The following is a 26,037-nucleotide window of genomic DNA, read 5'->3' as shown; positions in this document are numbered from 1 at the left end:
GAAATCGTGAAGAAACTCACCGCTATTTGTTTGTCCGCCGTCGCCTCGATCGCCATTTCGGCGTTTTCGGCCAATGCGGAAGATTTCAAAATCGGCCTGTCGAACGGCTGGGTTGGCTCGGAGTGGCGCACCCAGATGATCGACGAGGCGAAAGCCGCCGCCGAGAAATGGAAGGAAAAGGGCGTCAACATCGAGGTCGTGGTGCAGAGCGCCAATGTCGACGTGCCCGGCCAGATCGCCCATGTGCGCAACTTCATCTCGGAAGGCGTCAACGCGATCATCATCAATCCGAACAGCCCGACGGCCTTCGATCCGGTTTTCGCGCAGGCCAAGGAAGCCGGCATCCTGGTCATCTCGACCGACGCCGAAGTCTCCTCGCCCGACGCAACCTATGTCGGCATCGATCAGAAGGCCTGGGGCGCGGCAGGCGCCAAGTGGCTTGCCGAGACGCTGGGCGGCAAGGGCAATGTCGTCGCCATCAACGGTGTCGCCGGCCATCCGGCCAACGAGATGCGCGTCGCCGGCTACAAGGAAGTGTTCGGCCAGTATCCCGACATCAAGATCGTCAATGAAGTGAACGCCAACTGGGACCAGGCGCAAGGCCAGCAGGCGATGCAGAACCTGCTAGCCACCTATCCCGACATCAGCGGCGTGTGGGTGCAGGACGGCATGGCTGCCGGCGCCTGGAAGTCGATCATGGATGCCGGCAAAACCGGACAGACCGCTGCCACCGGCGAAATCCGCAAGGACTTCATCGACATCTGGACCAAGGACAAGCTGAACTCCGGCGCTTCGGTCAATCCTCCCGGTGTCATGGCCTCGGCGCTCAACGTCGCGGTGCTGATGCTGCAGGGCAAGGAACTGAAGGAGCCGGCGACGGCGGGACAGTACAAGAATGCCATGTATCTGCCGATTCCGTTCATCGATTCGAAGAACCTCGCCGAAGCTGCAACGCAGCTTGAGGGCAAGCCTGGCTACTATTCCTACACCAGCCAGCTTTCGATCGAAGACGCCGAAGCGCTCTTCAAGTAGAATTCTCCCGGGGTGAGGGTGCGGTCCGGGGCCGGATCGCACTCTCTCCCGCAGGGGACGGGGAAACTCATGCCCAAACTGAAGCTCAGCGGCGTAAGCAAGGCTTACGGCGCAACGGTCGCGCTCAAGCGCGGCGACCTCGAAATCGACGGCGGCGAAGTGCACGTCCTGATCGGCTCGAACGGCTCGGGCAAGAGCACGCTGTGCAAGATCGTCGCCGGCAGCGTCAGGCCGGATGCCGGCGAAATACTGCTTGACGATCAGCCGGTTACGGTTTCCGGCCCGCAGGCGGCCCGCGCGCTCGGCATTGGCATCTTCTATCAGGAACTCAGCCTCGCCGCGCACCGCACGGTGGCGGAGAACATCTCGCTTCCGGACCTGCCGATGAAGGCCGGAATCTTCGTCGACCGTGAGGCCCTGGCGTCGCGCGCGGCACGCTACATCGCGCTTTTCGATGGCGTGACGGGCGACGGGTTTTCCGCCGATGCGACGGTGGAGACCTTGCGCGCCGACCAGCGCCAGCTGGTGGAGATCATGAAGGCGCTGGCCGCCGAAACGCCGGTCCTCATCTTCGACGAGCCGACCTCGGCGCTCGACCGCGCGCAAGTCGACCGTTTCTTCGACATTCTGCGCGACCTCAAGGCCAAGGGCCGCAGCATCGTCTTCATCTCGCACCGGATGGACGAGATTTTTGCTATTGGCGACCGCGTCACCGTCATCCGCGACGGCGAGACAGTGGGCACCCGGCGCATCGCCGATATCGACCCGGCAGGTGTCGTGCGCCTGATGGTCGGCGAACAGGACGAGCTGGCGCCGCCGGCAAGCGCACCGCCTGCAGCGAACCACACAGGCGCAGGGTCCGTGCTCGGCGTCAAAGACCTTTCCGGGCGCGGCTTCGCCAACATGAATTTCGAGGTGGCGCGCGGCGAAATCCTCGGTTTCGGCGGCCTGCACGGGCAGGGCCAGTCTTCCGTGTTGCGGGCGATCTTCGGCGCGACGCCGCCGGCGCAAGGCGCCATCACGCTGAACGGCAAGCCGTTCGCCGCATCGAGCCCGCGCGAAGCGATCCGCAACGGCTGCGCCTACGTTTCCGGCGACCGCACGCGCGACGGCGTGGTGCATGGACGGCCGATCCTGGAGAACGTGACGCCTATCCATTATCTGCGCGACCGGCTGTTTCTGGCGCGACCTTCGGCGCTCAGGGACAAGGCGCTTCCGGCGCTGCAGGCGCTGCACACGAAATTCGCCACGCTGTCGCACCCGATCAATTCGCTTTCCGGCGGCAACCAGCAGAAGGTGGTGATCGCCCGCTGGCTGATCGACCGGCCGGATGTTCTGCTGCTCGACGATCCCACCAAGGGCATCGACCTGTCGGCCAAGGCCGACCTTTTCGCGCTGGTGCGCAAGCTGGCGGAGGAGGGCGTCGGCATCGTGCTTTATTCGTCGGAGGACGCCGAGCTGCTGAACAATGCCGACCGCATCCTCGTCTTCAATGGCGGGCAGGTGACCCGCGAACTGACCGGCACCGAGCGGACACGCTACAATCTCTACCAAGCCGCTTACGAGGCCGCATGATGGCGAGCGCGGTTGCCAACCCAAGGCCAGCATCGAGCGGCATCAAGCGGCTGTTCGAACGGTTTCCCTTCCTGCCCGCGCTGATGATCCTCGCGGTGCTTCTGGCGCTGAACGGGCTTTATCAGCCGCGCAGCGTCAGCTTCATAGGCATGACCGGGCTGGTGAAAACGTATCTGGCGCTGATCATGCTGGCGATTGCCCAGACCTATGTTGTCTTTGCCGGCGATATCGACCTTTCGGCCGGCGCCATCGTGTCGCTGGTCAATGTCGTCATCGTGGTGCTGATGGAGCAGTGGGGAGGCAGCGGACTTTCCGTCATGGCTGCCCTCGGCGTCGGTCTGGCGGTCGGCTTGGCCTGCGGCATCGTCAACGGCATCGTGGTGGCGGCGCTGCGCCTGCAGGCGATCGTCGCCACCTTCGCCACCTCGATCTTCTTCACCGGCCTGGCGCTTTATGTGCTGCCGGTGGCGGGCACGCCTGCGCCGGCAGCCTTCTGGCGCACCTATGGCGGCCGTTTCTTCGAAATCCCCTTCGTGCTTTACGCCGTGGTGGTTCTTGCCATGGTGATCTACGTGCTGGCGCGGACGCGGCTTGCAACGCAATTGCTGGCGATCGGCGACGACAGCCAGGCGGCCTTCCAGAGCGGCCTGCCGGTAACGGCGATCCGCATCAGGGGTTACGCGCTGTGCGGGATCTTCGCCGCACTCGCCGCCTTCTGCATCACCGGCGACACCGCCAGCGGCGATCCGCTGGTCGGCGGCAAGATGACGCTATTCAGTGTCGCGGCCGTGGTGCTGGGCGGCAGCGCTCTTTCCGGCGGCTTCGGCACAGTGGTCGGTTCGCTGATCGGCGCGCTGATCATCGGCCTCATCAACTCGCTGGTGTTCTTCGTCGGCACACCTTCGGAATGGCAAAACCTCGTGCAGGGCCTTGCCATCCTGGTGGCGCTCATGGCCGGCGTCCTGGTCGGGCGGAGGGCGCGGGCATGATGAACGCCACCTTGCTCATGGAATTCGCCAGGAAGCCGCTGGTGATCGCCCTGCTGCTGATCGTGGCGCTGCTTGTGCTGGGTGAGGCGCTGTCGCCAGGCTTTGCCTCGGCGCAGCAGATACTGCGCCTGCTGATCGTCGCCGCCTTGCTGGGCATCGTCGCCGCCGGACAGAACCTCGTCATCCTCGGAGGCCGCGAGGGCATCGACCTTTCGGTCGGCGGCGTCGTTTCGCTGTCGGCGATCATCGCCGGCAATCTGATGAACGGTATGGACAGCGGCATTCCGCTCGCGGTTCTCGGCTGCGTTGCCGCCGGCGCGCTGTTCGGGCTGTTCAACGGCCTCGGCGTCACGCTGTTGCGCATCCCGCCGCTGGTGATGACGCTCGGCATGCTGGGCGTGCTGCAGGGCCTGCTGGTGGTGATCCGCCAGGGAATCCCGTCCGGGCGTGCTGCGCCTGCCTTGTCGAACTTCGTCTCCCAGCCGTTCCTGTTCGGCCTGCCCGGCATCATCTGGCTGTGGATCGTCATCGGCGTGGTGATGGCTTGGCTGCTTGGCCGCACCGTCTTCGGCCATCGCATCTATGCCATCGGCTCCAACGAACAGGCGGCGTTCATGGCCGGCGTTCCGGTCAAGCTGGTACGGATCGCGCTCTTCGTGCTTTCAGGCGTGTTTGCCGCGATCGCCGGCATCTGCCTGCTCGGTTATTCCGGCTCGTCCTTCGCCAATGTCGGCGAGCAGTACATGTTGCCATCGATCATTGCGGTGGTGTTCGGCGGCACGCCGCTTTCCGGCGGCAAGGGCGGCTACACCGGCACGATGGCGGGGGCCGTGCTGCTGGTGATCCTGCAGAGCATCCTGACCACGGTGAATATCGACGAATCCGGCCGTCAGATGGTGTTCGGCGCGACATTATTGGTTCTGATGCTGTTTTATGGCCGTGGCCGGGCGATGCGCGCATGAGCGAGCGCCCGACCATCAAGGATATTGCCGGGAAACTCGGTGTCTCGCCGGCGACGGTGTCACGCGCGCTGAGCGACAGCGGCCTAGTGGCCGAGCCAACGCTGTCGCGCATCCGCGAGGCGGCGCGGGCGCTGAACTACCGGCCGAACGTCAGCGCCAGGAACCTGCGCACCCAGCGCTCGATGGCGGTGCTGATGGTGGTGCGCGATGTCGGCAACCCGTTCTACCTGGAAATCCTGAAAGGCGTTGAGGCGACGGCGCGGGGCGCCGGCTATTCAGTGCTGATGGGCAATACGGAAAACGACCCGGAGCGGGAGATCGAGTATTTCGACATGCTGCGCGACGGCCATGCCGACGGCATGATCCTGATGACCGGCAAGCTGCCCTGGAAGCACGAGGAATATGCCGAGCGGCTGGCCGGACTGTCGGTGGTCGTGGCGCTCGAAATGATCGGCGGCAGCGGCCTGCCCCATGTGCAGATCGATAACGCGGTCGCCGCGAGCGATGCGGTGCGGCACCTGATTTCGCTGGGGCACAAACGCATTGCCCATATCTGTGGGCCGATCCCGGAGATCATGAGCGTGCGCCGCCGCGACGGCTACCGTATCGCCATGAAGGAGGCCGGCCTCGACATTCCTGCCGGCTACGAGCCGGTGGGCGACTATCTGCTGCGATCCGGCGAGGCGCTTTGCCAGCAGCTTTTCGAGCTGACTTCGCCGCCGACGGCGATCTTCGTCGCCAACGACGAAATGGCCTATGGCGCAATCCATGAATTGCGCCGGCTCGGCCTTGACGTGCCCAGCGACGTTTCGGTGGTCGGTTTCGACGACCTCTATCTCAGCGAAGCGTTTTATCCGCCGCTGACGACAGTGAGCCAGCCGCGCGCCGAGATCGGCCAGCAGGCGATGAAGCTTCTCTTGCGGACATTCGCCGGCGAGAGCCAGGCCGGCGAAACGATGGAACTGGCGACGACGCTGCGGATACGCGGATCGACGGCCCGGCCGAAAGAGACCGGCGCCAGGGTACGAACTTTATAAAAGGGAAGAGCATGAAGAATTTGCCGAAACAGCGGTTGCGGATCGGTTTCGTCGGGAGCGGCTTCATCGCCGATTTCCATCTGAAATCGATGCTTGGCGTGCGCAACGTCGATGTCACAGGCGTCTACAGCCGCAAGGCGGCAAACCGCCAGCGTTTCGCCGACAATGTCGCCAAACTCGGTCTCGGCGACTGCAAGGCATATGACAGCCTGGAAGCGATGCTGCATTCGGGCGAGGTGGATGCGGTGTGGATCGTCTCGCCCAACTACACGCGCCTCGACATCATGCGTACGATCCATGCCGAGGTGACGGCGGGCCGTTCGGCGGTTTTTGCCATCGCCTGCGAAAAGCCGCTCGCCCGCACCATCGCGGAAGCGCGCGAAATGCTGAAGCTGGCGGAGGACGCCAGGCTCAACCATGGCTACCTGGAGAACCAGGTCTTCGCGACGCCGGTGCTGCGCGGCAAGGAGATCATCTGGCGGCGCGCCGCCTCGACCACGGGAAGGCCGTATCTGGCGCGCGCGGCCGAAGAGCATTCAGGCCCGCACGAGCCGTGGTTCTGGCAGGGCGACAAGCAAGGCGGCGGCGTTCTGTCGGACATGATGTGCCACAGCGTCGAAGTCGCCCGGCATCTGCTGACGGCGCCCGGCGCGCCGCGCAACTCGCTCAGGATCAAGTCTGTCAACGGCACGGTGGCCAACCTCAAATGGACGCGGCCATCCTATGCCGACCAGTTGCGCAAGCGCTTCGGCGCCGAGGTCGACTACCGCAACCGGCCGTCCGAGGATTTCGCCCGTGGCACGGTGACGCTGGAGGACGAGGATGGCAACGAGCTGATGATCGAGGCGACGACATCCTGGGCTTATGTGGGCGCGGGCCTGCGCATCCAGCTCGAACTGCTCGGCCCGGAGTATGCGATGGAGTTCAACTCGCTCGGCACCGGGTTGAAGATCTTCATGTCGCGCGCCGTGCAAGGGGCGGAGGGCGAAGACCTGGTCGAAAAGCAGAATGCCGAACAGGGGCTGATGCCGGTGCTGGAAGACGAGGCCGGTGTTTACGGCTATACCGACGAGAACCGCCATATGGTCGAGTGCTTCCGCAAGGGCGAGAAGCCGATGGAGACGTTCGAGGATGGGCTGGGCGTGGTCGAGATGCTGATGGGACTTTACCGCTCGGCCGAGCTCGGCGAGACCGTGCATTTCCCGGCGCCCGAGCTTGAAAACTATGTGCCGGTCGTAGCCCGCCATGGCGCCTGAGGCGGCGATTCTCGTTCTTGGCAACGCGAATGTCGACCTCGTGCTGGGCGAGGTCGACGGCTGGCCGGCGATTGGCACGGAAGTGGAAGTCGAGCGCAGCGAAATGCGTGCCGGCGGCTCGGCCGGCAACACCTCGCTGGCGCTGAGCGGGCTCGGTGTGGCGCACCGCTTCGTGGCGTCTACCGGCAACGATCCCAACGGCGTCTGGCTGCGGGAGCAGTTCGATGCCGCCTCTTGCGACTGGATCGTCGACGACTGCGCGACGACGATTACGGTGGGCATCGTGCACAAGGGCGGCGACCGGGTGTTTTTCACCGCGCCGGGACATCTGCAACGCGCACGTCTTGACGACCTGTTGGCCAGGGTGCCGGCAGCGCCGCATGACCGCGCCATCGCGGTCATCGCAGGCGGCTTCCTGATGCCCGACATCCGTTCCGGCACGGTGAAGCTGCTTGCCAGCCTCAACGCCAAGGGCTGGCGAACGGCGATCGATCCCGGCTGGCCTCCAGAGGGCTGGACGGACGAGACCAGGCTTTTGATGCGCAGCTGGATGGAAACGACGGATATCGCCCTCATCAATGCCGAAGAGGCGAAGGGTTATGCGGCCGAAACTTCGCTCGAGGGCGCCAGCCAGAAAATCGCAGCCGGATTGCGTGCAGACCAGGTCTTGATCGTGAAAGACGGCGCGGACGGGGTGCGGGGTTTTCGGGGCGGCGAACGTTTTCGCGCCGTTTCGCCGCCGGTGACGGTGATCGATACTGTCGGCGCCGGTGACACTTTCAATGCGGCGTTCATGGCGGCGCTCAGCACGACGGACGATCTGGCGGCGGCGCTCGATCATGGCGTCAGGACCGCGGCGCGTGCGATTTCAACCTTTCCGCGACGCTACGAATAGCCGGACGCCGGAGCGGCGACCGCGCCGGGAGGGTCGTTGAACTTCCGATCTATATGTTTTCACATAGGATTTTCTGAAAACCGCTTCGCGGTTTTCGATCCAATCTCTAACTTTTGTTCGGCCGTTTGCGTCTTTTGGACGTCTTTTCGGCTTTGTCGACCAGTTCGAGTGCTTCGGCCCGGGCGGCGGAGCTTTCACCCCGGAAAGCCTCGGCGATGTGAATGGCGCCGAATGCTTCCGTCAGCTTGTCCTGCAGCTTAGCGGCGTCGGGTGACGCCAGCCTTGCCGCCTGCTTGGCCAGCTTGCGAGCCTGCTCCCTGGTGAGCGGCTGGTTCTTTATCGACTTGCGCAGGTCGTCGAATTTTCTGTCGGGCATGATGGTCTCCACCCGACGGAAATCGCCGACTTGGATTTTGGTTCCTGACCACCGCGTCCTGACGTCACGATTGCTGGTCTCCATTCCGTCGGGGGCGACGCTGGACGACATTTCGATCTGCCCGCAAGAGCATGCGGAGCGGATCAAGCCTGTGTTGCCTTCAGCCGTGAAGCGGCCAGCGTCCGAGAATGTTGTGTTTCGTCAGGCCGCGCTCGCTGTGGATCAACAGGAATTCGCGGACCGTCCAGCGCAGCGGTGCAACCGGTTGAGGGGCGATGGCCTTGTCGCCATAGATCATCGTCATGTGGGGTACGAACATATCGCTGGGTCTCAGGCCAAGTTTCCGCATCGCTTCCGCGAGCAAGCGGTGAAGCTCGAAAAGAGCGTCGCTGCCGCCTCTCAACACCGCCGGATATTGCCTCGGCCGGTCACGGCGGGGCGGTGCCGGAAAGCTTTCGGCGCGATCGAAAACGACCTCGAACGGCGGCATCGAAATGGCTGCGCCGACCAGGTCCGCGGCAAAGAGGACCTTGCTCTTCAGGCGTTTGTAGTCGCCGATATGTTGAAGCGTGACATGGAGCCGCTGCCTGCGCAGCAGCTCGCCGCGCAGTCCGCTGGCAGCACGCAGCTGCCTTGCCGTCTCTTCTGCCAGCATCGCGGCGGCCGCATCGGGCCGAACGCCCAAGAAAATCCGTTCGGGGAATTTGGGACGACGCCATGCATCCGGATCGTCGTCATCAAGGTCAAGGCGGAGTTGATCGTTCATGACGCGGATACCTCCCAGTACGCGTGAACTGCAATTGCCCCTCCTTTTTCTGATCCTAGAACAAAACAAGAACATAGGGAAGTTGAATTCGGCGCACCAGACAGCGTGGGTCAATGGCCGGTGAGGCGGTCGGCCAAGGCGGCGAGCCGCGAGGTTCGGCCAAGACCGTTGGCCTCGCGTTGATCGGCCATGCGGTAGAGCTGGTACATGGAATGGACGCCGAGCCAGCGCAGCGGCTCCGGCTCCCACTTCTTCACAGTGCGGTTGACCCAGGGCAGCCGCGTCAGTTCGGTGTCGCGGCCGAGCACGAGGTCGCGCAAGGTGCGGCCGGCGAGGTTCGAACTCGACACGCCGAGCCCGACATAACCGCCAGCCCAGCCGATGCCGCTTTCGCGGTCGAAGCCGGATGTCGTGCACCAGTCGCGCGGCACGCCGAGCGTGCCGCACCAGGCGTGATCGAGGCGCAAGTCCCGGGTCTGCGGCAAAAGCCTGATGAGGATTTCGTGCAACTTGTCGATGGTGGCCTGCTGGGTGCGGCCGCGCACGTCGGTGCGTGACCCGAAGCGATAGGGGACGCCGCGGCCACCCATGGCGATGCGGCCTTCGCGAGTGCGCTGCGCGTAGCAATAGGCGTGTGCGGCATCGCCGAGCACTTCGTAGCCGGCCCAGCCGATTTCCTTCCACAGGCTCTCAGGCAGCGGCTCGGTGACGACGATGGCGCTGTTGAGCGGCAGCCACAGGCGTTCATGGCCGGGAATGCCGGCGGTGAAGCCTTCGGTGGCGCGGATTATCTTTTCGGCGCGCACGACGCCGCGATCGGTGGTGACCTTGCCCTTCTCGATCGCCAGAACCTGCGTCTGTTCGTAGATCGGCACATCTAGTCGGGAAACGGCTGCCGCCAGTCCCTGTACCAGCTTGGCAGGCTGCACGCGGGCGACGTTGCGCACGACGAAAGCGCCAAGCACATCCTTGATGGCGATGCGGGCGCGCGCCTCCTCTGCGCCGATGAAGGCAAGCCTTTCTTCAGGCACTTCCCAGTGCCGGGCTTCCTCGTATTCGGCCTTGGCGCGTTCGAGCTGCGCGACATTGGTGGCGACGGTGATGTTGTCGACGCGGCGGATGTCGGCGTCGATGCCTTCGGCTTCGGCGACGGCGATCACTTCCTCGATGGCGCCGAGCATGGCGCGCTGCATGTCGATCACCGCGCCGCGCGACGAGCTTTTGGCGTACTTTTCGCGCGACCAGCCGAAACCGCCCGACAGCCAGCCGCCGTTGCGGCCCGAAGCGCCGAAGCCGGCAAACTCCTTTTCGACGATGACGATGCGCAGCGACGGATCGGCCTTCTTGAGATAGTAGGCGGTCCACAATCCGGTGTAGCCGGCGCCGACGATGCAGACGTCTGCCTCGATCTCACCCGGCAAGGGAGGGCGATAGGCCGGCACTCCGCCGATGTCGGCATACCAGAACGACACATTGCCGTTGGTCGTGGCTTGCATTTTTTTTGGACCCGTTTCGATGCGTTGTCAGGTGAGGGTGAGGTCGGCCTTGTCATCCTCGGCCAGCAGCTTCACATCGCTGCCGGCAAAGAACACATCGACTTCGTCGCCGATGGCAAAGGATTCCGCTTCTAGCGCCGAGCGGACGATGGCCTTCGACCCGTCGGCCAGCAGCACTTCATATTTGGAGCCCGAACCGAGATAGATCGCTTCGCCGACGCGGCCTGCGAGCCGGTTGCGGCCGCCATCGGCGGCGCCGCGACGGGCCAGAGCCAGTTTTTCGGGGCGCAGCAGCATCACCGGCTTGCCGCCGTTCGAAAGCCGTTTGGCGGTCGCCACCTTCTGGCCGGAAATGTCGATTGCGGTTTCGTTGCCGGATGTCGTTGCCCGACCGCGAAGCACCGTGGAGTCGCCGATGAACTTGCCAACGAACAAGGTCGCCGGTTCGTCATAGAGCTGCCTGCCGGTGCCGACTTGCTCAATGCGGCCCTGGTTGAACACGGCGATACGATCTGACAGAACCAGCGCTTCTTCCTGGTCGTGGGTGACGTAGACGAAGGTGGTGCCGAGCTCGCGATGGATGCGCTTGATTTCGAGCTGCAGCCATTCGCGCAGCTTCTTGTCGAGGGCGCCGAGCGGCTCGTCCATCAGGAGCAGCGGCGGATCGAAGACGATGGCGCGGGCGAGCGCCACACGCTGCTGCTGACCGCCGGAAAGCTCGCTCGGGAAGCGGTGGCCGAAATCGACCATCTTGACCATGTCGAGCGCCTGGCGCACGCGGCGCTCGCGCTCCGGCTTGGCGACCCCGCGCAAAGCCAGGGGATAAGCGACGTTGCGGCTCACCGTCATATGCGGGAACAGCGCGTAATGCTGGAACACCACGCCGATGTTGCGCTTGTGGGCCGGTATGCCGACGACGCTCTTGCCGCCGACTTCCAATGCGCCCGAACTCACTTCGGTGAAGCCGGCGACGACGTTGAGAGTGGTTGTCTTGCCGGAGCCGCTCGGCCCGAGCAAGGTCATGAACTCGCCGGCCTCGATGTGCAGTGACACGTCGTCGAGCGCGGTGAACTGGCCGTAACGCTTGCTGACGGAACGGATGTCGATCGCGGCGCCGCGCGTTTCAGATGCGGCCATGTCAGCGTCTCCCCTGGCGCGAGCCGATGATGAGGCCGGCGCCGATGACCAGCGATGTGGTGATGAACAGGATGGTGCCGACGGCAGCGACTGTCGGGTCGGCGTCGCGCGTGATCGAGGAAAAGATCTGGACCGGCAGTGTCTTCAGGTACGGGCTGGTGATGAAAAGTGCGACGATGATCTCGTCGAAGGAAGTGACAAAGGCAAACAGCAGGCCGGACAGAATGCCGGGCGCGATGAGCGGCAGCGTGACGGTGCGGAAGGCAGTCAACCGGCTGGCGCCGAGACTGGTGGCGGCGGTTTCGAGCCGCTTGTCGAAAACTTCGAGGCTGGCCGACACCGCGATGATGACGAACGGAACCGCGAGCATGGTGTGGGCGAGCACAAAGCCGGTCATGGTGCCGACCAGATGCGTGTCGAGATAGACCGCGTAGATACCGACAGCCAGCACGACGCCCGGCACCACCATCGGGGTAATCAAAAGCGCGCGCAACACGCCGCTGGTGCGGCTCTTCATGCGGTCGAGCCCGAAGGCGGCGAGCGTGCCGATGATGGTGGCGAAAACCGCGGTGACGGCGGCGACTTTCAGCGAACTGACGAGGCTAGCCGACCATTCCGGGTTGGTGAAGAAGTTCTGATACCATTGCCAGGAGAAACCATCCGGCGGGAAGGCGAGCGACTTCTTTTCGTTGAACGACATCGGCACGACGACAAAGGTCGGCGCAACCAGCCATACCGCCACCAGCAGGCAGAACAGGCCGAGGATGATGCGGGTGGGAAGCTTCATGCGTCCCGCCCCCGACGGTGCGGCTGCCGCATCAACGGCATAGCGATCGCAAGCAGCACGAAGGTGGCGACCAGAAGCACGACGCCCATGGCGCCGCCGCGCCCCCAGTTGAGCAGGCTCAGCACCTGGTTCTGGATCAGCGTCGAGAGCATGGTGGAGCGCGGTCCGCCGAGCAGCGCCGGCGTGATGTAGAAACCGAGCGCCAGGATAAAGACGATGATGGCGCCGGCGTAAACCCCGGGCAGCGATAGCGGCATGTAGACCTGAACAAAGGCGCGTGCCGGGCTGGCGCCCAGGCTGCGCGCCGCCTGCATGAGCCTCAAATCGATGGTCTTCATCACCGAGTAGAGCGGCAGGATCATGAACGGCAGCAGCACCTGCGCCATGCCGATCACCACACCGGTCTGGGTCCGGATGAGTTTCACGGCGCCGAAGCCGACGCCGCGCAGGATGGAGTTGATGACGCCGGAATCCTGCAAGAGGATCACCCAGGCCAAAGTGCGTACGACGCCCGAGACCCAGAACGGCACCAGCACGCAAAGGATAAGCAGAAGCCTGAGCCGCGGCCCGACCACTGTCATCACGTAAGCGTAGGGATAACCGCAGGCGACGCAGACCAGCGTCACCCAGGCGGAGATGGTGAAGGTGCGTTGCAGGACGGTGAGGTTGACCGGGGAATTGAAGAACCACGCGTAATTCTGCAATCCCCAGTCTGGCTCGGCAAAACTGCGGATGACGATGATGGCGAGCGGCACACCGAGCACGCCAACGAGCAGGACGAGCGCAGGCACGACCAGCCAGAATGGCTGGTCGGCCATGCGTTGCGTCCCGCGTTCCGAGGCCGGGACAGCCGGGGCGTTATTCGCCAGGCTGTCCATCGCCGTCGTGCCAGTGCGTGCCATCGATGCGGCCCGTCAATCAAGCTCAGTTGCCAGCCAGCATGGCGCTCCATTTCTCGTTTGCCGCTTCGAAATTGGCGACCCAGAACTTGATGTTCTGCTGGTAGCCGACCTTCAGTTTGTCCGGCGTGTTGGTCATGAACGCGGCGGTGATCTCGTCGACCTCGGGTTTGGCGTCTTTGTGGATCGGCGTATAGGAGGTGGTCTTGGCGAGCGTCTCCTGCGACGCCTTGCCGAGATAGGCGTTGATCAGCGCATGCGCGGCATCCGGATCCTTGACGCCCATTGGGATGGTCAGCTGATCCATGACGACCAGCCAATCCTGCCACACCGGCGTGTAGGCCGCGCCGTTCTTCACGGCGGTCATAGCCCGACCGGTCCACATGGCAATCATGTCGGCTTCGCCGGATTCAGCGAGCTGCTGCGATTCCGCGCCAGTTTTCCAGAAAATCGTGTCGGGGCCGATCGCCTTGATCTTTTCGACCGCCTTGTCGATATCGGCAACCGTCAGATTGTCGACAGGCTGGCCGGAAGCAAGCAGCGCCTGCTCCATGAAGCCGCCGGAAAAATCGCCACTGCCTTCGATGGCGCGAGAGCCGGGGAATTTTTCGGTGTCGAAGAAATCGGCCCAGCTCTTCGGCGGATTGTCCTTGTATGTCTCGTTCTTGTACATCAGCACGACGCCGTAGTTCATGGCGGGCACGCTGCACTCGCTGACCTGGCCTTCCGGAATGTTGGAGATGTCGATCTTCGAGAAGTCGAGCTTCTGGAACAGCTTGCCGCAATAGACATAGGGCGGGAAATCGGCGGTATCGACAACATCCCAGGTGACATTTCCGGATTCCACCTGCGCCTGGAGCTTCGAGGTCTCCGTCGGACCGTCGCTCAGCAACTGGACGCCCGACTTGTCGATAAATTCCTTGAGCGCGGCGATCTGGCCATCCTGATAGATGCCGCCATAGGACACGAAGGTAAGCGTCTTTCCCTTCAGCGAACCCTCGGCCACTTCGCCGGCGACCGGCTTCGACTGCGCCAGTGCGGCTGTTGTGGCCAGAAGCGCGGCCAAGCCAACTGCACGTCCTATTTTCAGTCTCATGTTCAACTCTCCCATTCGAAGACTCGCGTTTCTTATTCACCCGGATGCGAGCGGTTTCCGGGCCTGTATTGATCGAGTTCAACTGCGCCGCTGGTGGGCGGTGCGATGATCCACAAGACCTCCGCCGGCGTGTCGCCGACATTCACCGTGCGGTGCGGCGTCGAGGTTGCGTATTCGACGCTATCGCCTTCGCCCATGATGTGGCTCTCGTCGCCAAGCGTCAGTTCCACAGTGCCCTTGAGCACGATGAACATCTCGTGATCGCCTCCATGCGTGTAGGCTTCCGCGCCGGTCGAGCCGCCGACTTCGAAATGCCCGGCATAGACCTCGAATTCGTGGATCGGCCGGCGCGACAACAGCATCTTGCGGCCACCGACACCGACCGGAACGACCGGCCGGTGTTCGCGGGTCAGCACCTTGTGCGGTGGCCGGCCGTTGTCTTCGAAAAGGTCGTTGATGCCGAGATCAAGTGCCGCGGCAATCTTCATCAGCGTGGGGGTATTGGCGCCGCAGAGGTTACGCTCGAGCTGGCTGATGAAGCTGGCCGTAGTGCCGATCATGTCGGCAAGCTGGCGCAGCGAAACGCTTCTGGCGGTGCGGAGAGCCTTGATGCGGGGGCCGACGCCACTGGCCTGCTGCGAGCCGGCGCCATTCAGTCCGTCTGTCCTGGAAGCTCTTGCGCGTGGCATGGCTCATCCCGTTTCACTTAACATCGTATTAAGTGAAAACAGGAAAGGCAAGTCGATATGAAATTTTGCTCGAACATTTCACCGAGCCGCTATTTCGGTTCACCGACCGACGGTTGCGAACCAGGCGGGGAGGATGCTTCATGCGGCATGAACTCCGTTGCCTTTGATTCGGCTTTTCGGCCGACATGCCACACCCGGCATTTGCCGGCATTAGGGTCACGGACGCGCGGGGCGAGGGGCTAGATCCTCGTGCCGGAAACTTCGCTCTATATTCCCGTGAAGAATTTCCTCGAGAGGCTGGGGTTTGCCGTCAAAGGCGAGATCGGCGGCTGCGATCTGCTCGCCTTGAGCCCCGGCGAGCCGCCGATCGTCGTCGTTTGCGAACTCAAGCTCCGGTTCAATCTCGAACTCGTGCTGCAAGGCATCGACCGCATCGCGGCGAGCGACGAGGTGTGGCTGGCGGCCTCCATGTCTTCGCGCGGCAAGGGCCGCGAAGCCGATGCGCGGTTCCGCAACCTCTGCCGTCGGCTCGGTTTCGGGCTGCTCGGCATCACCGAACGCGGCGAGGTGCATGTGCTGCTCAGTCCCGTCGCTCCGGCGCCGCGCCGCGATCCGCGCCGACGCTCGCGCCTGATCGACGAACACAAGCGCCGGCAGGGCGACCCCGCCATGGGTGGCGGATCGCGCCGACCGATCATGACCGCCTATCGGCAGGAAGCGCTGGCGTGCGCCGCTGCGATGGCAGACGGTCCGAGGCGGCCGCGCGACCTGAAGGCCGGCATGCCGAATGTCGTGAAGATCCTGCGCCGCAACGTCTATGGCTGGTTCGTCCGCGCCGACCGTGGCGTCTACGACCTCACCGATGCGGGACGCCAGGCGCTGGAGCGCTGGCCGGAGCATGCACGCGTGCGCGTGGCCGCAGCAGCCGATGCGGTGGTGCCGGCGGCGGAATAGCAGGGATTGCTACACGGGAACGCGCGTGTGCAGCTTGATGTCCTTCAGCACCAGATTGGTGCGGACATGCGCAATGCCGGGCAAGCGGAACAGAAAATCCTCCAGAAAGACATTGTAGGCGTCCTTGTCCTGGCAGACGACGCGCAAATGGTAGTCGGCCTCGCCGGTCGTCGAAAAGCATTCAAGTACCTCGGGCCGCTCGACGATACGCGCGATAAAGGTCGCGACATGAGACGTCTCGTGTCGGGTCAGCGTGACATGGACGATGGCGCTGAATTTCAGGCCGGCATTTTCTGCGCTGACGATTGCCGGATAGCCGGTAATGACGCCGGCATCCTCCAGCGCCTTGACCCGCCGCCAGCAGGCGGAAGCCGACATGCCGGCGCGCTCGGCGAGTTCCTGGTTGGAAATGCGCGCGTCGGCCTGAAGCACGCGCAACAGGCGGCGGTCGGTTTCGCTGAGTTCCAAGGATAGTTCTCCCAAATCGAAAAAGTGTTCCGAAATCATACGGTAATTCGGTAGGTTGTGCCGATCTTTGCCTAATCAGAGGGGGATTTGGAGAATTTGTCCAGCGCCATCCGATAAACTGTCTATCGACAGCTTTATGCGGAGGAAGCCAGATCATGGATCAAGCCACCCAGCAGCAGATACAAGGCGCGGGATACCGGCTGGACGACCGCTATCTCAAGGCAGAAGGCCGGGTCTTCATGACCGGTACGCAGGCGCTGGTGCGGGTGGCGCTCGATCAGGCGCGCCGCGACCGCGCCGCCGGCCTCGATACCGCCGGTTTCATCTCCGGTTACCGGGGTTCACCGCTCGGCGGCGTCGACCTCGAACTGTGGCGCGCCGAGAAACTGGTCGCCGAAAACCGGATCGAGTTCCTGCCGGCGGTGAACGAGGATCTGGCTGCGACGGCAGTGCTCGGATCGCAGCAGGTCGAGACCAATCCCGACCGCACCGTCGAAGGCGTGTTCGGCCTGTGGTACGGGAAGGGGCCTGGCGTCGACCGCGCCGGCGATGCGCTGAAGCATGGCAACGCCTACGGCTCCTCGCCGCATGGCGGTGTGCTGGTGGTGGCCGGCGACGACCATGGCTGCGTGTCCTCCTCGATGCCGCACCAGTCGGACGTCGCTTTCATGGCGTGGTTCATGCCGACGCTGAACCCCGCTTCGGTGGCCGAATATCTGGCGTTCGGCGAATATGGCTACGCGCTATCGCGCTTTTCCGGCATGTGGGTGGGTTTCAAGGCGATTTCGGAGACGGTGGAGTCCGCCGCTTCCGTCGACATTTTGCCGCCGCGCGTTTTCAACGAACCCGATTTCGCCGCGCCGCCCGGCGGCCTCCACTATCGCTGGCCGGACCTGCCCGGCCCGCAGATCGAGGAGCGCATGGAGGCGAAGAAACACGCCGTGTTCGCCTTCGCCGAGGCCAATCCGATCGACCGCCATATCTATGTCGTTCCGCATGCGACCTACGGCATCGTCACCACCGGCAAGGCGCACCTTGACCTGATGGAGGCGTTGCGGCTCCTGGGCCTCGGTGAGGCAGAATGCCGGCGCATCGGCATCGACATCTACAAGGTCGGCATGGTGTGGCCGCTGGCGCGTCGCGATGCGCTCGACTTCGTCAAGGAGAAACATGAGGTTCTGGTCGTCGAGGAAAAGCGCGGCATCATCGAGAGCCAGTTCAAGGAATATTTCTACGACTATCCCGGCCACAAGCCGCGCGCCATGGTGGGCAAGCGCGACGAGGCGGGCGAGCGGCTGATCCCATGGACTGGCGAATTGTCGCCGCGCCTTTTGGCGCCGATCGTCGCCAAGCGGCTCGACGCGATGTTTCCCGGTCTTGGGCTCACCGAAAAGGCAGCAGCGCTGTCGCCGGATGCCGGCCGGCTGATCCAGGTTCCGGGTGCGGCGCGCACGCCCTATTTCTGCTCAGGCTGTCCGCACAATTCCTCGACCAAGGTGCCGGAGGGCTCCAAGGCGCTCGCCGGTATCGGCTGCCATTTCATGGCGAGCTGGATGGACCGCGAGACGAGCTCGCTGATCCAGATGGGCGGCGAAGGCGTCAACTGGGCGGCGTCGTCGAAGTTTACCGGCAACGGGCACATCTTCCAGAATCTCGGCGAGGGCACCTATTACCATTCCGGCTCCATGGCTATCCGCCAGGCGATCGCGGCGAAAGCCAACATCACCTACAAGATCCTCTACAACGATGCGGTGGCGATGACAGGCGGCCAGCCGGTCGACGGGCCGGTCAGCGTCCACGCCGTCGCCCAGACGGTGCGGGCGGAAGGCGTCGAGCGGATCGCGCTGGTTTCCGATGATCCGGACAAGTTCGACCGGGCCGAACTGCCGAAAGGCGTCACCATCCATCACCGCCGCGACCTCGATCCGGTGCAGCGGGAGCTGCGCGAGGTGCCGGGCGTTTCGGTGCTGATCTACGAGCAGGCCTGCGCCACAGAGAAACGGCGGCGGCGCAAGCGCGGCACGCTAGAAGACCCCAAGCGTTTCGCCTTCATCAACGAACTGGTGTGCGAGGGCTGCGGCGACTGCTCGGTGGAATCGAACTGCCTGAGCGTGGAACCGAAGGAGACGCCATTCGGTCGCAAGCGCAAGATCAACCTGTCGAGCTGCAACAAGGATTTTTCCTGCCTCAATGGGTTCTGTCCGAGCTTCGTGACGGTGGAGGGCGCAACGCGTCGGAAGAAGGCATCGGGCAGCGGCTACGCGGACAAGGCGAGGGGATTGCCGAATCCGGCGCTGCATTCGCTCGACAAACCCTACGACCTTTTGGTCACCGGCGTCGGCGGCACCGGCGTCATCACCGTCGGCGCGGTGATCACCATGGCAGCACATCTCGAAGGCAAGGGAGCGTCGGTGCTGGATTTCACCGGCTTCGCGCAGAAATTCGGCCCGGTGCTGAGCTTCATTCGGCTGGGCCGCAAGCCGGATGACATCAACCAGGTGCGCATCGACCAGGGCGCCGCCGACGCGCTGATCGGCTGCGATCTCGTCGTGTCCTCCTCGCCGAAAGCATCGACGGCCTATCGCTGCGGAACGAGGGCTGTGGTCAACGCCGCCGAAATGCCGACCGGCGACATTGTGCGTTTCCGCGATGCCGACCTTGCGTCGCGCACGAGGCTCGCGGCGATCGCCAAGGTGCTGGTCAACGAGAATGTCGAGACCTTCAACGCCAATGAACTGGCGGATAACCTGTTTGGCGATACGGTTTTCGCCAACATGATCATGCTAGGTTTTGCCTGGCAGAAGGGGCTGGTTCCGGTGTCCCTGGAGGCGCTGATGCAGGCTGTGACGCTGAACGGCGTCGAGGTTGACAAGAACAAGCAAGCGTTCGCTGCGGGACGCCTGGCCTGCGTCGACCGGGCCTTTGCCGAACCTGATGCCGCGCCTGCCGCTGAGACGCTGGACGAGGTGATTGCGCGGCGCGAGGCTTTCCTGCGCGACTACCAGAACGATGCCTGGGCCGCGCGCTACAGGGCAGCAGTCGAGCGTGTACGGACCGCCGAACAGCCGTTCGCTTCAGAGGCGCTGACCGACGCGGTGGCGCGTTCGCTGTTCAAGCTGATGTCCTACAAGGACGAATACGAGGTGGCGCGGTTGCACATGGAAACCGGCTTCCTTGACGAGCTGCGGCGGAACTTCGAGGGCGATTTCAAGGTGAACTACCACCTCGCACCGCCGCTCCTGCCGCTCGGGAGGGATGCGCGGGGCAGGCCGCGCAAGAAACAGTTCGGCCAGTGGATGCAGGCGCCGTTCAGGCTGCTGGCGCGGATGAAGGGGCTGCGCGGCACCGCCTTCGACATTTTCGGCTACACCGCCGAGCGGCGCATGGAGCGCGACCTGATCGGATGGTACGAAGACCTGGTCGCGACGATGCTGGCGCGGCTCGGCGAAAGCGGGCCGCAGGCGCAGCTCGCGCTTGCCAGGGCGCCGATGGACATACGCGGCTACGGCCCGGTCAAGGAGGAGGCGGTGAAAAAGGTGAAGGCAAATGTCGCTGATATGCTGGCACAGAAGCCCGAACCGGCTTATCAGACGGCGGCCTAATCTTTTTCGGGATTATCTTCGATGTTCGAGACGCTGCAGCCTGCCCAGCCTGACAAGATCCTCGCCCTGATCGGGATGTACCGTGAGGATCCGCGGCCGGACAAGATCGATCTTGGCGTCGGCGTCTACAAGGATGAGCACGGCAAGACCGTCATCATGCGGGCGGTGCGCGAGGCTGAACAGCGGCTTTACCAGACGCAGAGCACCAAGACTTATCTCGGCCTTGCCGGCGATGTCGCCTTCAACGCGGCGATGGTCACGCTGGTGTTCGGCGCGAATGCCGACACGAAACGCATCCGCGCCTGCCAGGCGCCCGGCGGTTCCGGCGCTTTGCGGATTCTCGGCGAACTGCTGGCGAAGGTGCGGCCGGGCGCTACCGTCTGGCTCTCCGACCCGACATGGCCGAACCATGTGCCGATGATGAAGGCGGCCGGGCTTGTTACCCGCGACTATCCCTATTTCGACCCGGCCACCGGCGCCGTGCGTTTCGACGCGATGATGGAAACGCTGGGCGCGGCCAAGGCCGGCGACATTGTGCTTCTGCATGGCTGCTGCCACAACCCGACCGGCGCCAATCTTGACCGGGAACAGTGGTCGGCGCTGGCCGACCTGCTCGTCGCGCGCGGCCTGTTTCCGTTCGTCGACATCGCCTATCAGGGTTTTGGCGACGGGCTCGACGAGGACGCCGAGGGACTGCGCATCCTTGCCGCCAAGGCGCCTGAAATGGCGGTCGCGGCGAGCTGCTCGAAGAATTTCTCGGTCTACCGGGACCGTGTCGGCGCGGCGATGCTGATGGGACGCAACGAAACCGAGGCGAATGTCGCGGTCGGACAATTGCAGTCGGTGACGCGCGGCATGTATTCGATGCCGCCGGATCATGGCGCCGCCGCCGTGCGCATCATTCTCGAAGATGACGCTCTGCGCGCCGACTGGCTGGCCGAACTCGAAACGATGCGCCTGCGCATGGTGTCGCTGCGAGAAGGGCTTGCCGAGGCACTGCGGCGACAGTCCAATTCCGACCGCTACGATTTCGTGGCGCATCACCGCGGCATGTTCTCGCGCCTTGGCATCAGCCCCGAAGAGGTCGAACGGCTGCGTGTGGAGCACGGCATCTATATCGTTGGCGACAGCCGCATCAATGTCGCGGGCCTACCGGGCGACCGGCTGGACTATCTCGCCAAGGCGATCGTGGCCGTCACCAGCTAACCCGCAAGGATGGGCCAGGTGTCGGCGAGCCGGTAGCCGGACGGCCAGGGATCGTCGGGGTCGAGCATCAGCTGGTGTGTGCCGGTGACCCAGGCGCGGCCGGAAATCTCCGGCACTATGGCCCGGCGGCCGGCGACCGCCGTCTCTCTGAGGATGCGGCACTCAAACGTGGAATCGATGATCGAGTGGCCGGTGAAGCGCTGGCCGACCTTCATCAGCCCGCGCGCATGGAGCACCGCCATGCGTGCCGAGCAGCCGGTGCCGGTCGGCGAGCGGTCGAGCTTGGCCGGCTGGATGACGACCGTATTGCGGCCATGCAGCATGCCGTCCTTTTCTTCGATAGGGAGCGTCAGCTGGCAGAACGAGATGTGGTCCCACTCCGGATTTTCGGGGTGCGAGAAGCCGAGTTGCTCGTTGGCCGCGCGAGTGATCTTGATGCCGGTTTCGGCAAGCTCGCGGGCTTCGTCGGGCGACACAGCAAACCCCAGCGCGCGGGCGTCGGCGATGACGAAGCTGTCGCCACCGTAAGCCGTGTCGACCGTCAGCGTGCCGAGGCCGTCGACTTCGAGTTTCGCATCGAGCTTGTCGGCGAAGGACGGCACGTTGGTGACCGCGATCCGCTCGGCCTTGCCATTTCGGCAGGCCGCCGCGACCTCGACCAGGCCGCCGGGCGCTTCAAGCACAAATCGCGTTTCCGGCTCCTGCATCGGAACGATGCCGCTGTCGAGCAGAACCGTCGAAACGCAGATCGAATTGGAGCCGGACATCGGCGGCGTGTCTTCCGGTTCCATGATGATGAACCCCATCGCGGCGCGCGGGTCTTTGGGCGGGACAAGCAGGTTCACGTGCCTGAAGACGCCGCCGCGCGGTTCGTTGAGCACGAAGTTCCGCAAGGTTTTCTCTTCGGCGATGAAACGCCGCTGCTCCCAAAGCGTTTGGCCGGGCGGCGGCGCCACACCGCCGACGATGACGTCGCCCACCTCGCCTTCGGCATGGCAGGAAACGATGTGGATCACCTTGCTGCTGCGCATGCTTGCCCTCCTCGCGACGCGGCCGCCGCAGTCATAGAGCGGAATGCATCCGGGTTGAACCGGGCATTGCGCTCTATCTGTTGTTTAGAGACCGTTTGGAAATCCGTGATGGCGGGCTGCAAATGGCAATTTCTGCGCTTCCGGTGCTCACGTACCCAAATGTACGCTGCGCTCCGGTTCTCGAAATAACCTGTTTGGTCGCTAACGCGCCCATCTTCGATTCCGCCACGCCCTGACGGATTTCCAAATGGTCTCTTAGCCGCGTGTGTGACGCCGGGTGGATCCGCCTGGCGGCAAAACGCTCTGGGAAACGGAGTCTCAGGCCACTCCGGCGCGGATTGGCGCATCCCGGTCAGCCTTGAGAAGGCGCATGTTGCGGGCGTCGTTGGCGAGGATGCTGAAGCAATCGCCGCCGAACCATTCGAGCGACGCATCGACATCGTCGCGCTGGAATACTTCGTCCAGGAATTCCAGATAATCCACGGCGCCGTCGAAGAGAGCCGTCATTCCGGTTCGCTTGCCTGCTGCCGCGTAGACATTGGCCGGCTCGAACACGGCGAGGTCGGCGCGCGAGCGCACGTTTTTCAAATGGTAGTGCCGGATGTGCGGCAGCAGCGCGCGATGCGCGGCAACCGGATCGTCGCCGCCCTCCCAGACATGCAAGGTGTCGAAATTGACGCCGAGCGCCGGGTGATCGGTCTCTTCGATGAGGCGCTGCGTCGACGGCAGCGTGTCGGCAAGCGTTCCCGGGTGTGTCTCGACCAGGAGCTGGCAGCCCTGGTCATGGGCGATCATGCAGGCGTCTTTGAGCCGGGCCGAAAGCCGCCAGCGGCCTTCGGGCGAGATATCGCGGCTGGCTGTTTTGCCCGCGAACGTTCGCACCTTGCCAGCGCCCCAGCGGCGGGCAAGGCGGCAGAGATTCGATGTGGCGTAGCGAAGCGACGCCAGGTCTTCGTCGAGGGGGAGATAGTCGCTGAGCATCGGCACGGAAAGGCCGAACGCCGCCATCCAGTCGGCGTCACGGTCGGTCATGTGCTGCATGTTGCGGGCGTGCGCTGCCCACAGTTCGATGCCCTGGAAATTGTTCGCCGCCGCCCAGCGTGCGATGTCTTCGAGCGACAGCAGATGATGGCGAAACGTTATCGTGCAGAGCGACAGTCTCATGCGACGGCCCCTTCCGGAACGTGGCGCGGAGTGTGAAGAAGGCCGTGCGTGTCGCACCATATCCGGTAGGTCTGGGCGAGACGGCCCTTGAGGCTGCGCTCCATCGCGTCCAGCGCATCGAGCTTTTCGAAGACACGCGCCGCCGCGGCGTCGGAGCCGGTTTGGCTGAGCTTCATGATGGCATAGTGAAGCGACTTGAATTCCTGGATCAGCGCTTCGATGTCGTCGCAAATGATGTCGAATTCGGCGTTCGAAAGCTGCATCGACCGCCAGAAGAAGGCGAAGCCGTGCTCGAGCGCGTATTTGCGGATGGAGAGGACCGGCAGTTCACGCAAGGCCGTGGCAAGCGCAGTGAGCTGGACGCCGTCGCGGCCTTCGACATGGGCGCGGACGATCTCACGGGCGGCGCGCGTCAAAAGATTGTCGTCCTCGTGAAAACAGGCGAGGAAGTAGTCGCGCAGATCGACGGGGGAGGGTTTCCTGATGTCGGCGGCGTCGAAGATGAAGCCCCCCGCCACCGTCGGCTGCATGATCGCGTTGATGACTTTTTCCTTTTCGATCCTGCCTTCCCAGCGGAAGTCGGGGTCCAGAACCATCCACACCGCAGGGTCGTCGGTGTCCTCGAGCATCAGATAGTGCGGAAACGGGTTCTGGTTGAATTTGTTCTCGCGCTCGGGCAGGTGGAAGAGGTCGAGCATGACCATCAGGTATTCGCTCGGCTTCTTGTGCTCCAGAAGCTCCAGCATCGTCGCCAGGTTCTGCTGCTTCGCAGCGTCCGGCCGGTACCATTGGCGGACCTTCGGACCGTACAGACGCTCGAACCAGTCGCGGAAGAAGTCGTGATTGATTTCAGGCGCGTGATAGGCAAGCCGCCAGCTTCCATCGATGGCGAAGCCCGCATCCCAGACGCCAAAGAAGAAAGGCCGATGATCGAGTTGCCTTTGCTTCACGGCGTGGCAGACATTGCTGACGAAGCAGTGAACCTTGATGTCGACATAGTCCTCGCCATGCACGCCGATCCGCTCGTTCGCTTCCTGTTCGGCGCGGGTGAAGGCCAGCGCTTCGCTCGGCTTCACCTTTGTTCGGCCGGAGTCCGATGCTTCGACGAACAGCCGCGCCAGATCGTCGACAGTCTCGAGGTCCTGGCGGCTGATGACCTCCTCCGGCAACGCCACGCCATGCTCGAGTTCGAGGCCGAGCATGATTTCCAGAATGAGCACGGAATCGAGATAAAGGTCCTCGTTCAGCCGCGCATCGGGCGCGAACATGTTCATGTGCTTGTGGTTGAGCTTGTCGCGCAGGATCGTTTCGATCGCACGGAGCACCTGATCGCGGGTCATCATGCCGCCTCCGTCTGTGTTGCCGCGAATTCGCCGGCGCCATAACGAGCAGCCACGTCGCGCCTGGAGATCTTGCCGTTCGCCTGTCGCGGGATCCGCTCCACCTGGACGATTTCGGTCGGCATCTGGTGTGCCGCGAGGCGTTCGGCGCACCATTCCCGCAGCCGTGCCCGGTCAATCGTCCGGTCGGCGCTGAAGAGGAGCGCGACACGCTCGCCCGCGAATGCATCCTGCTTGCGGAACACGACGGCGTCGCCGATGCCTTCTAACGTCATCACCACGTCCTCTACCTCCTTCGGGTAGACGTTGAGGCCGGACACGTTGATCAAATCGTCGAGGCGCGAAAGGAAGACCAGCATGCCGTCCTCGCGGCGATAGCCGAGGTCGCGCGTTTCCACCGTCGTGCCTGCGCGCTCGACGGCGATCTCCTTCGGATCGCCGGCGGAGCCGGCGTCGCGCAGCGAGAAGCGTGGCAGTACATAGCCGACTTCATTCGCCGCCTGGACTTCGGAGTTGATGGCGATGCAGCCTGCTTCCGAGCAGCCATATTGCTGGAACATATGGATGGACTTGCGCCGGATCTGATCGAACCAGGGTTCGGGCAGTAGCGTCCCCGAGGTCATTGTCGCGTGGATTTTTTCATCGGCCGGCATGAGCCTGGCAAGCGTATGCAGGACCGCCGGCGACGAAATCAGGTAGGGCCGCTCCGTTTCCCGCAGTTTGCGCAGCAGGAATTTAGGATTGCCCGTATCCAGTATGGCGGGCGTCCGGCCCCGCTTCAGCGCCACCAGTATGCCGCAGATCAGGCCGTAGGAATGGGTGGTCGGGCAGGCGACCAGCGGCGTCATATCCTGCGGCCCGGTGAACGCAGCCGTATAGTGTTCGATCTCGTTGTCGATGTCGCTCCAGGCGCGCGCGATGCATTTCGGTTCGCCGGTCGTGCCCGAGCTCATCTGCAACAGCTGCCCCGGCCCAACCGACCGTTCCTCGCAGATCGGTTCGCCTTCCAGTCGGTTGTAGAAAAGCCAGTTGCACTTTGCCGTCTCGGCCTGACGGCGCGCCGCGGCATAGGGTGTCGAGGGATGCAGCGGCAGAATGCTCGCGCCGGCAGCGCGTGCGGCGAAGAAGAACGCAAGCCAATCCTGCGCTTCCGAGAAACAGACCGCAAAACGATCGCCGGCGCGCCTGTCGAGATGGGCAGCAGCGGCGACGCGGTCCGACGCGTCCCGGAAATAGGCCTGATCGAAGACCGTGTCGTTAATTCTGATCATTCTGTCTCC

The 26,037-nt window shown here is 63.7% G+C and carries 23 protein-coding genes; 10 read left to right on the top strand and 13 right to left on the bottom strand.

Features of this window, described 5'->3' with window-relative positions:
• Positions 1-6 precede the first annotated feature (6 nt).
• The 7 genes from F3H98_RS24080 (at position 7) to F3H98_RS24050 (ending at position 7,746) form a co-directional block, all read left to right on the top strand.
• Positions 7-1,032 carry an ABC transporter substrate-binding protein gene (locus F3H98_RS24080; RefSeq protein WP_149762881.1) on the top strand — a complete coding sequence of 342 codons (1,026 nt, stop codon included), beginning with the start codon at positions 7-9 and terminating at the stop codon, positions 1,030-1,032.
• Between the two features lie 69 nt (positions 1,033-1,101).
• Entirely contained in the window at positions 1,102-2,607 is a 1,506-nt protein-coding gene (locus F3H98_RS24075; protein ID WP_149762880.1) for a sugar ABC transporter ATP-binding protein, read from the top strand.
• Positions 2,604-3,596, top strand: a complete 993-nt coding sequence (locus tag F3H98_RS24070) for an ABC transporter permease (protein ID WP_149762879.1) — start codon at positions 2,604-2,606, stop codon at positions 3,594-3,596. Before F3H98_RS24075 ends, F3H98_RS24070 begins: the two co-directional genes overlap by 4 nt.
• Positions 3,596-4,558: an ABC transporter permease gene (locus F3H98_RS24065; protein WP_149762919.1), complete on the top strand. Its 963-nt coding sequence runs from the start codon at positions 3,596-3,598 to the stop codon at positions 4,556-4,558. The genes F3H98_RS24070 and F3H98_RS24065 overlap by 1 nt, the downstream gene beginning before the upstream one ends.
• Positions 4,555-5,595, top strand: coding sequence for a LacI family DNA-binding transcriptional regulator (locus F3H98_RS24060; RefSeq protein WP_149762878.1), 1,041 nt, complete (start codon positions 4,555-4,557; stop codon positions 5,593-5,595). Before F3H98_RS24065 ends, F3H98_RS24060 begins: the two co-directional genes overlap by 4 nt.
• 11 nt (positions 5,596-5,606) lie before the next feature.
• On the top strand, positions 5,607-6,851 hold the full coding sequence (locus F3H98_RS24055; RefSeq protein WP_149762877.1) for a Gfo/Idh/MocA family protein: 1,245 nt from the start codon (positions 5,607-5,609) through the stop codon (positions 6,849-6,851).
• On the top strand, positions 6,841-7,746 hold the full coding sequence (locus F3H98_RS24050; RefSeq protein ID WP_149762876.1) for a carbohydrate kinase family protein: 906 nt from the start codon (positions 6,841-6,843) through the stop codon (positions 7,744-7,746). Before F3H98_RS24055 ends, F3H98_RS24050 begins: the two co-directional genes overlap by 11 nt.
• Before the next feature lie 106 nt (positions 7,747-7,852).
• Here F3H98_RS24050 and F3H98_RS24045 read toward each other — a convergent pair whose 3' ends face one another.
• The 8 genes from F3H98_RS24045 to F3H98_RS24010 all read right to left on the bottom strand — a co-directional run bounded on the left by F3H98_RS24045 (position 7,853) and on the right by F3H98_RS24010 (position 14,992).
• Complete coding sequence (locus tag F3H98_RS24045) at positions 7,853-8,122, bottom strand: hypothetical protein (protein WP_149762875.1); 270 nt, start codon at positions 8,120-8,122, stop codon at positions 7,853-7,855.
• A gap of 160 nt (positions 8,123-8,282) precedes the next feature.
• Positions 8,283-9,002: a 2'-5' RNA ligase family protein gene (locus tag F3H98_RS24040; RefSeq protein WP_188130540.1), complete on the bottom strand. Its 720-nt coding sequence runs from the start codon at positions 9,000-9,002 to the stop codon at positions 8,283-8,285.
• On the bottom strand, positions 8,999-10,384 hold the full coding sequence (locus F3H98_RS24035; RefSeq protein ID WP_149762873.1) for an NAD(P)/FAD-dependent oxidoreductase: 1,386 nt from the start codon (positions 10,382-10,384) through the stop codon (positions 8,999-9,001). The genes F3H98_RS24040 and F3H98_RS24035 overlap by 4 nt, the downstream gene beginning before the upstream one ends.
• Before the next feature lie 27 nt (positions 10,385-10,411).
• Positions 10,412-11,521, bottom strand: a complete 1,110-nt coding sequence (locus tag F3H98_RS24030; RefSeq protein WP_149762872.1) for an ABC transporter ATP-binding protein — start codon at positions 11,519-11,521, stop codon at positions 10,412-10,414.
• Position 11,522: 1 nt separating this feature from the next.
• Positions 11,523-12,308, bottom strand: coding sequence for an ABC transporter permease (locus F3H98_RS24025; RefSeq protein WP_149762871.1), 786 nt, complete (start codon positions 12,306-12,308; stop codon positions 11,523-11,525).
• Positions 12,305-13,210 carry an ABC transporter permease gene (locus F3H98_RS24020; protein WP_149762870.1) on the bottom strand — a complete coding sequence of 302 codons (906 nt, stop codon included), beginning with the start codon at positions 13,208-13,210 and terminating at the stop codon, positions 12,305-12,307. Before F3H98_RS24020 ends, F3H98_RS24025 begins: the two co-directional genes overlap by 4 nt.
• 22 nt (positions 13,211-13,232) lie before the next feature.
• The gene (locus F3H98_RS24015) at positions 13,233-14,303 is read right to left on the bottom strand and encodes an extracellular solute-binding protein (protein ID WP_149762869.1); all 1,071 of its coding nucleotides are present in this window, start codon (positions 14,301-14,303) and stop codon (positions 13,233-13,235) included.
• Between the two features lie 32 nt (positions 14,304-14,335).
• Complete coding sequence (locus tag F3H98_RS24010) at positions 14,336-14,992, bottom strand: helix-turn-helix domain-containing protein (protein WP_149762868.1); 657 nt, start codon at positions 14,990-14,992, stop codon at positions 14,336-14,338.
• A gap of 249 nt (positions 14,993-15,241) precedes the next feature.
• Here F3H98_RS24010 and F3H98_RS24005 point away from each other — a divergent pair, with 249 nt between their 5' ends.
• Positions 15,242-15,946 carry a DUF2161 domain-containing phosphodiesterase gene (locus F3H98_RS24005; protein WP_149762867.1) on the top strand — a complete coding sequence of 235 codons (705 nt, stop codon included), beginning with the start codon at positions 15,242-15,244 and terminating at the stop codon, positions 15,944-15,946.
• Positions 15,947-15,955: 9 nt separating this feature from the next.
• Here the strand turns inward: F3H98_RS24005 and F3H98_RS24000 are convergent, their stop codons facing one another.
• Positions 15,956-16,414: an Lrp/AsnC family transcriptional regulator gene (locus F3H98_RS24000; protein ID WP_425294868.1), complete on the bottom strand. Its 459-nt coding sequence runs from the start codon at positions 16,412-16,414 to the stop codon at positions 15,956-15,958.
• Positions 16,415-16,569: 155 nt separating this feature from the next.
• On the opposite strand from F3H98_RS24000, the gene F3H98_RS23995 reads away from it, so the two are divergent.
• Entirely contained in the window at positions 16,570-20,016 is a 3,447-nt protein-coding gene (locus tag F3H98_RS23995) for an indolepyruvate ferredoxin oxidoreductase family protein (protein WP_149762865.1), read from the top strand.
• A gap of 21 nt (positions 20,017-20,037) precedes the next feature.
• The gene (locus F3H98_RS23990) at positions 20,038-21,222 is read left to right on the top strand and encodes an amino acid aminotransferase (RefSeq protein WP_149762864.1); all 1,185 of its coding nucleotides are present in this window, start codon (positions 20,038-20,040) and stop codon (positions 21,220-21,222) included.
• Here F3H98_RS23990 and F3H98_RS23985 read toward each other — a convergent pair.
• From F3H98_RS23985 to F3H98_RS31255, 4 genes are all read right to left on the bottom strand, one after another.
• Positions 21,219-22,253 (bottom strand): trans-3-hydroxy-L-proline dehydratase, encoded by a 1,035-nt coding sequence (locus F3H98_RS23985; RefSeq protein ID WP_149762863.1) that lies wholly within the window; start codon positions 22,251-22,253, stop codon positions 21,219-21,221. The genes F3H98_RS23990 and F3H98_RS23985 overlap by 4 nt on opposite strands.
• A gap of 318 nt (positions 22,254-22,571) precedes the next feature.
• Positions 22,572-23,417 (bottom strand): sugar phosphate isomerase/epimerase family protein, encoded by an 846-nt coding sequence (locus tag F3H98_RS23980; protein ID WP_149762862.1) that lies wholly within the window; start codon positions 23,415-23,417, stop codon positions 22,572-22,574.
• Positions 23,414-24,760: a DUF6005 family protein gene (locus F3H98_RS23975; RefSeq protein ID WP_244621863.1), complete on the bottom strand. Its 1,347-nt coding sequence runs from the start codon at positions 24,758-24,760 to the stop codon at positions 23,414-23,416. The genes F3H98_RS23980 and F3H98_RS23975 overlap by 4 nt, the downstream gene beginning before the upstream one ends.
• Complete coding sequence (locus tag F3H98_RS31255; RefSeq protein ID WP_188130539.1) at positions 24,757-26,028, bottom strand: AMP-binding protein; 1,272 nt, start codon at positions 26,026-26,028, stop codon at positions 24,757-24,759. Before F3H98_RS31255 ends, F3H98_RS23975 begins: the two co-directional genes overlap by 4 nt.
• Positions 26,029-26,037 lie beyond the last annotated feature (9 nt).

This window comes from Neomesorhizobium albiziae, assembly GCF_900114255.1.
Taxonomy (GTDB): Bacteria; Pseudomonadota; Alphaproteobacteria; order Rhizobiales; family Rhizobiaceae; genus Neomesorhizobium; species Neomesorhizobium albiziae.
Note: the sequence above shows the minus strand (reverse complement) of the source record. Positions and strands in the feature narration are given on the sequence as shown.

Excerpts from the sequence above, each read along its gene's own strand:
- F3H98_RS24045 (WP_149762875.1), bottom strand. The coding sequence starts at position 8,122 with ATGCCCGACAGAAAATTCGACGACCTGCGCAAGTCGATAAAGAACCAG.
- F3H98_RS24065 (WP_149762919.1), top strand. The coding sequence starts at position 3,596 with ATGAACGCCACCTTGCTCATGGAATTCGCCAGGAAGCCGCTGGTGATC.
- F3H98_RS24035 (WP_149762873.1), bottom strand. The coding sequence starts at position 10,384 with ATGCAAGCCACGACCAACGGCAATGTGTCGTTCTGGTATGCCGACATC.
- F3H98_RS23975 (WP_244621863.1), bottom strand. The coding sequence starts at position 24,760 with ATGATGACCCGCGATCAGGTGCTCCGTGCGATCGAAACGATCCTGCGC.
- F3H98_RS23985 (WP_149762863.1), bottom strand. The coding sequence starts at position 22,253 with ATGCGCAGCAGCAAGGTGATCCACATCGTTTCCTGCCATGCCGAAGGC.
- F3H98_RS23990 (WP_149762864.1), top strand. The coding sequence starts at position 20,038 with ATGTTCGAGACGCTGCAGCCTGCCCAGCCTGACAAGATCCTCGCCCTG.
- F3H98_RS24060 (WP_149762878.1), top strand. The coding sequence starts at position 4,555 with ATGAGCGAGCGCCCGACCATCAAGGATATTGCCGGGAAACTCGGTGTC.
- F3H98_RS24020 (WP_149762870.1), bottom strand. The coding sequence starts at position 13,210 with ATGGCACGCACTGGCACGACGGCGATGGACAGCCTGGCGAATAACGCC.
- F3H98_RS24055 (WP_149762877.1), top strand. The coding sequence starts at position 5,607 with ATGAAGAATTTGCCGAAACAGCGGTTGCGGATCGGTTTCGTCGGGAGC.
- F3H98_RS31255 (WP_188130539.1), bottom strand. The coding sequence starts at position 26,028 with ATGATCAGAATTAACGACACGGTCTTCGATCAGGCCTATTTCCGGGAC.
- F3H98_RS23995 (WP_149762865.1), top strand. The coding sequence starts at position 16,570 with ATGGATCAAGCCACCCAGCAGCAGATACAAGGCGCGGGATACCGGCTG.
- F3H98_RS24075 (WP_149762880.1), top strand. The coding sequence starts at position 1,102 with ATGCCCAAACTGAAGCTCAGCGGCGTAAGCAAGGCTTACGGCGCAACG.
- F3H98_RS24025 (WP_149762871.1), bottom strand. The coding sequence starts at position 12,308 with ATGAAGCTTCCCACCCGCATCATCCTCGGCCTGTTCTGCCTGCTGGTG.
- F3H98_RS24070 (WP_149762879.1), top strand. The coding sequence starts at position 2,604 with ATGATGGCGAGCGCGGTTGCCAACCCAAGGCCAGCATCGAGCGGCATC.
- F3H98_RS23980 (WP_149762862.1), bottom strand. The coding sequence starts at position 23,417 with ATGAGACTGTCGCTCTGCACGATAACGTTTCGCCATCATCTGCTGTCG.
- F3H98_RS24030 (WP_149762872.1), bottom strand. The coding sequence starts at position 11,521 with ATGGCCGCATCTGAAACGCGCGGCGCCGCGATCGACATCCGTTCCGTC.
- F3H98_RS24010 (WP_149762868.1), bottom strand. The coding sequence starts at position 14,992 with ATGCCACGCGCAAGAGCTTCCAGGACAGACGGACTGAATGGCGCCGGC.
- F3H98_RS24050 (WP_149762876.1), top strand. The coding sequence starts at position 6,841 with ATGGCGCCTGAGGCGGCGATTCTCGTTCTTGGCAACGCGAATGTCGAC.
- F3H98_RS24015 (WP_149762869.1), bottom strand. The coding sequence starts at position 14,303 with ATGAGACTGAAAATAGGACGTGCAGTTGGCTTGGCCGCGCTTCTGGCC.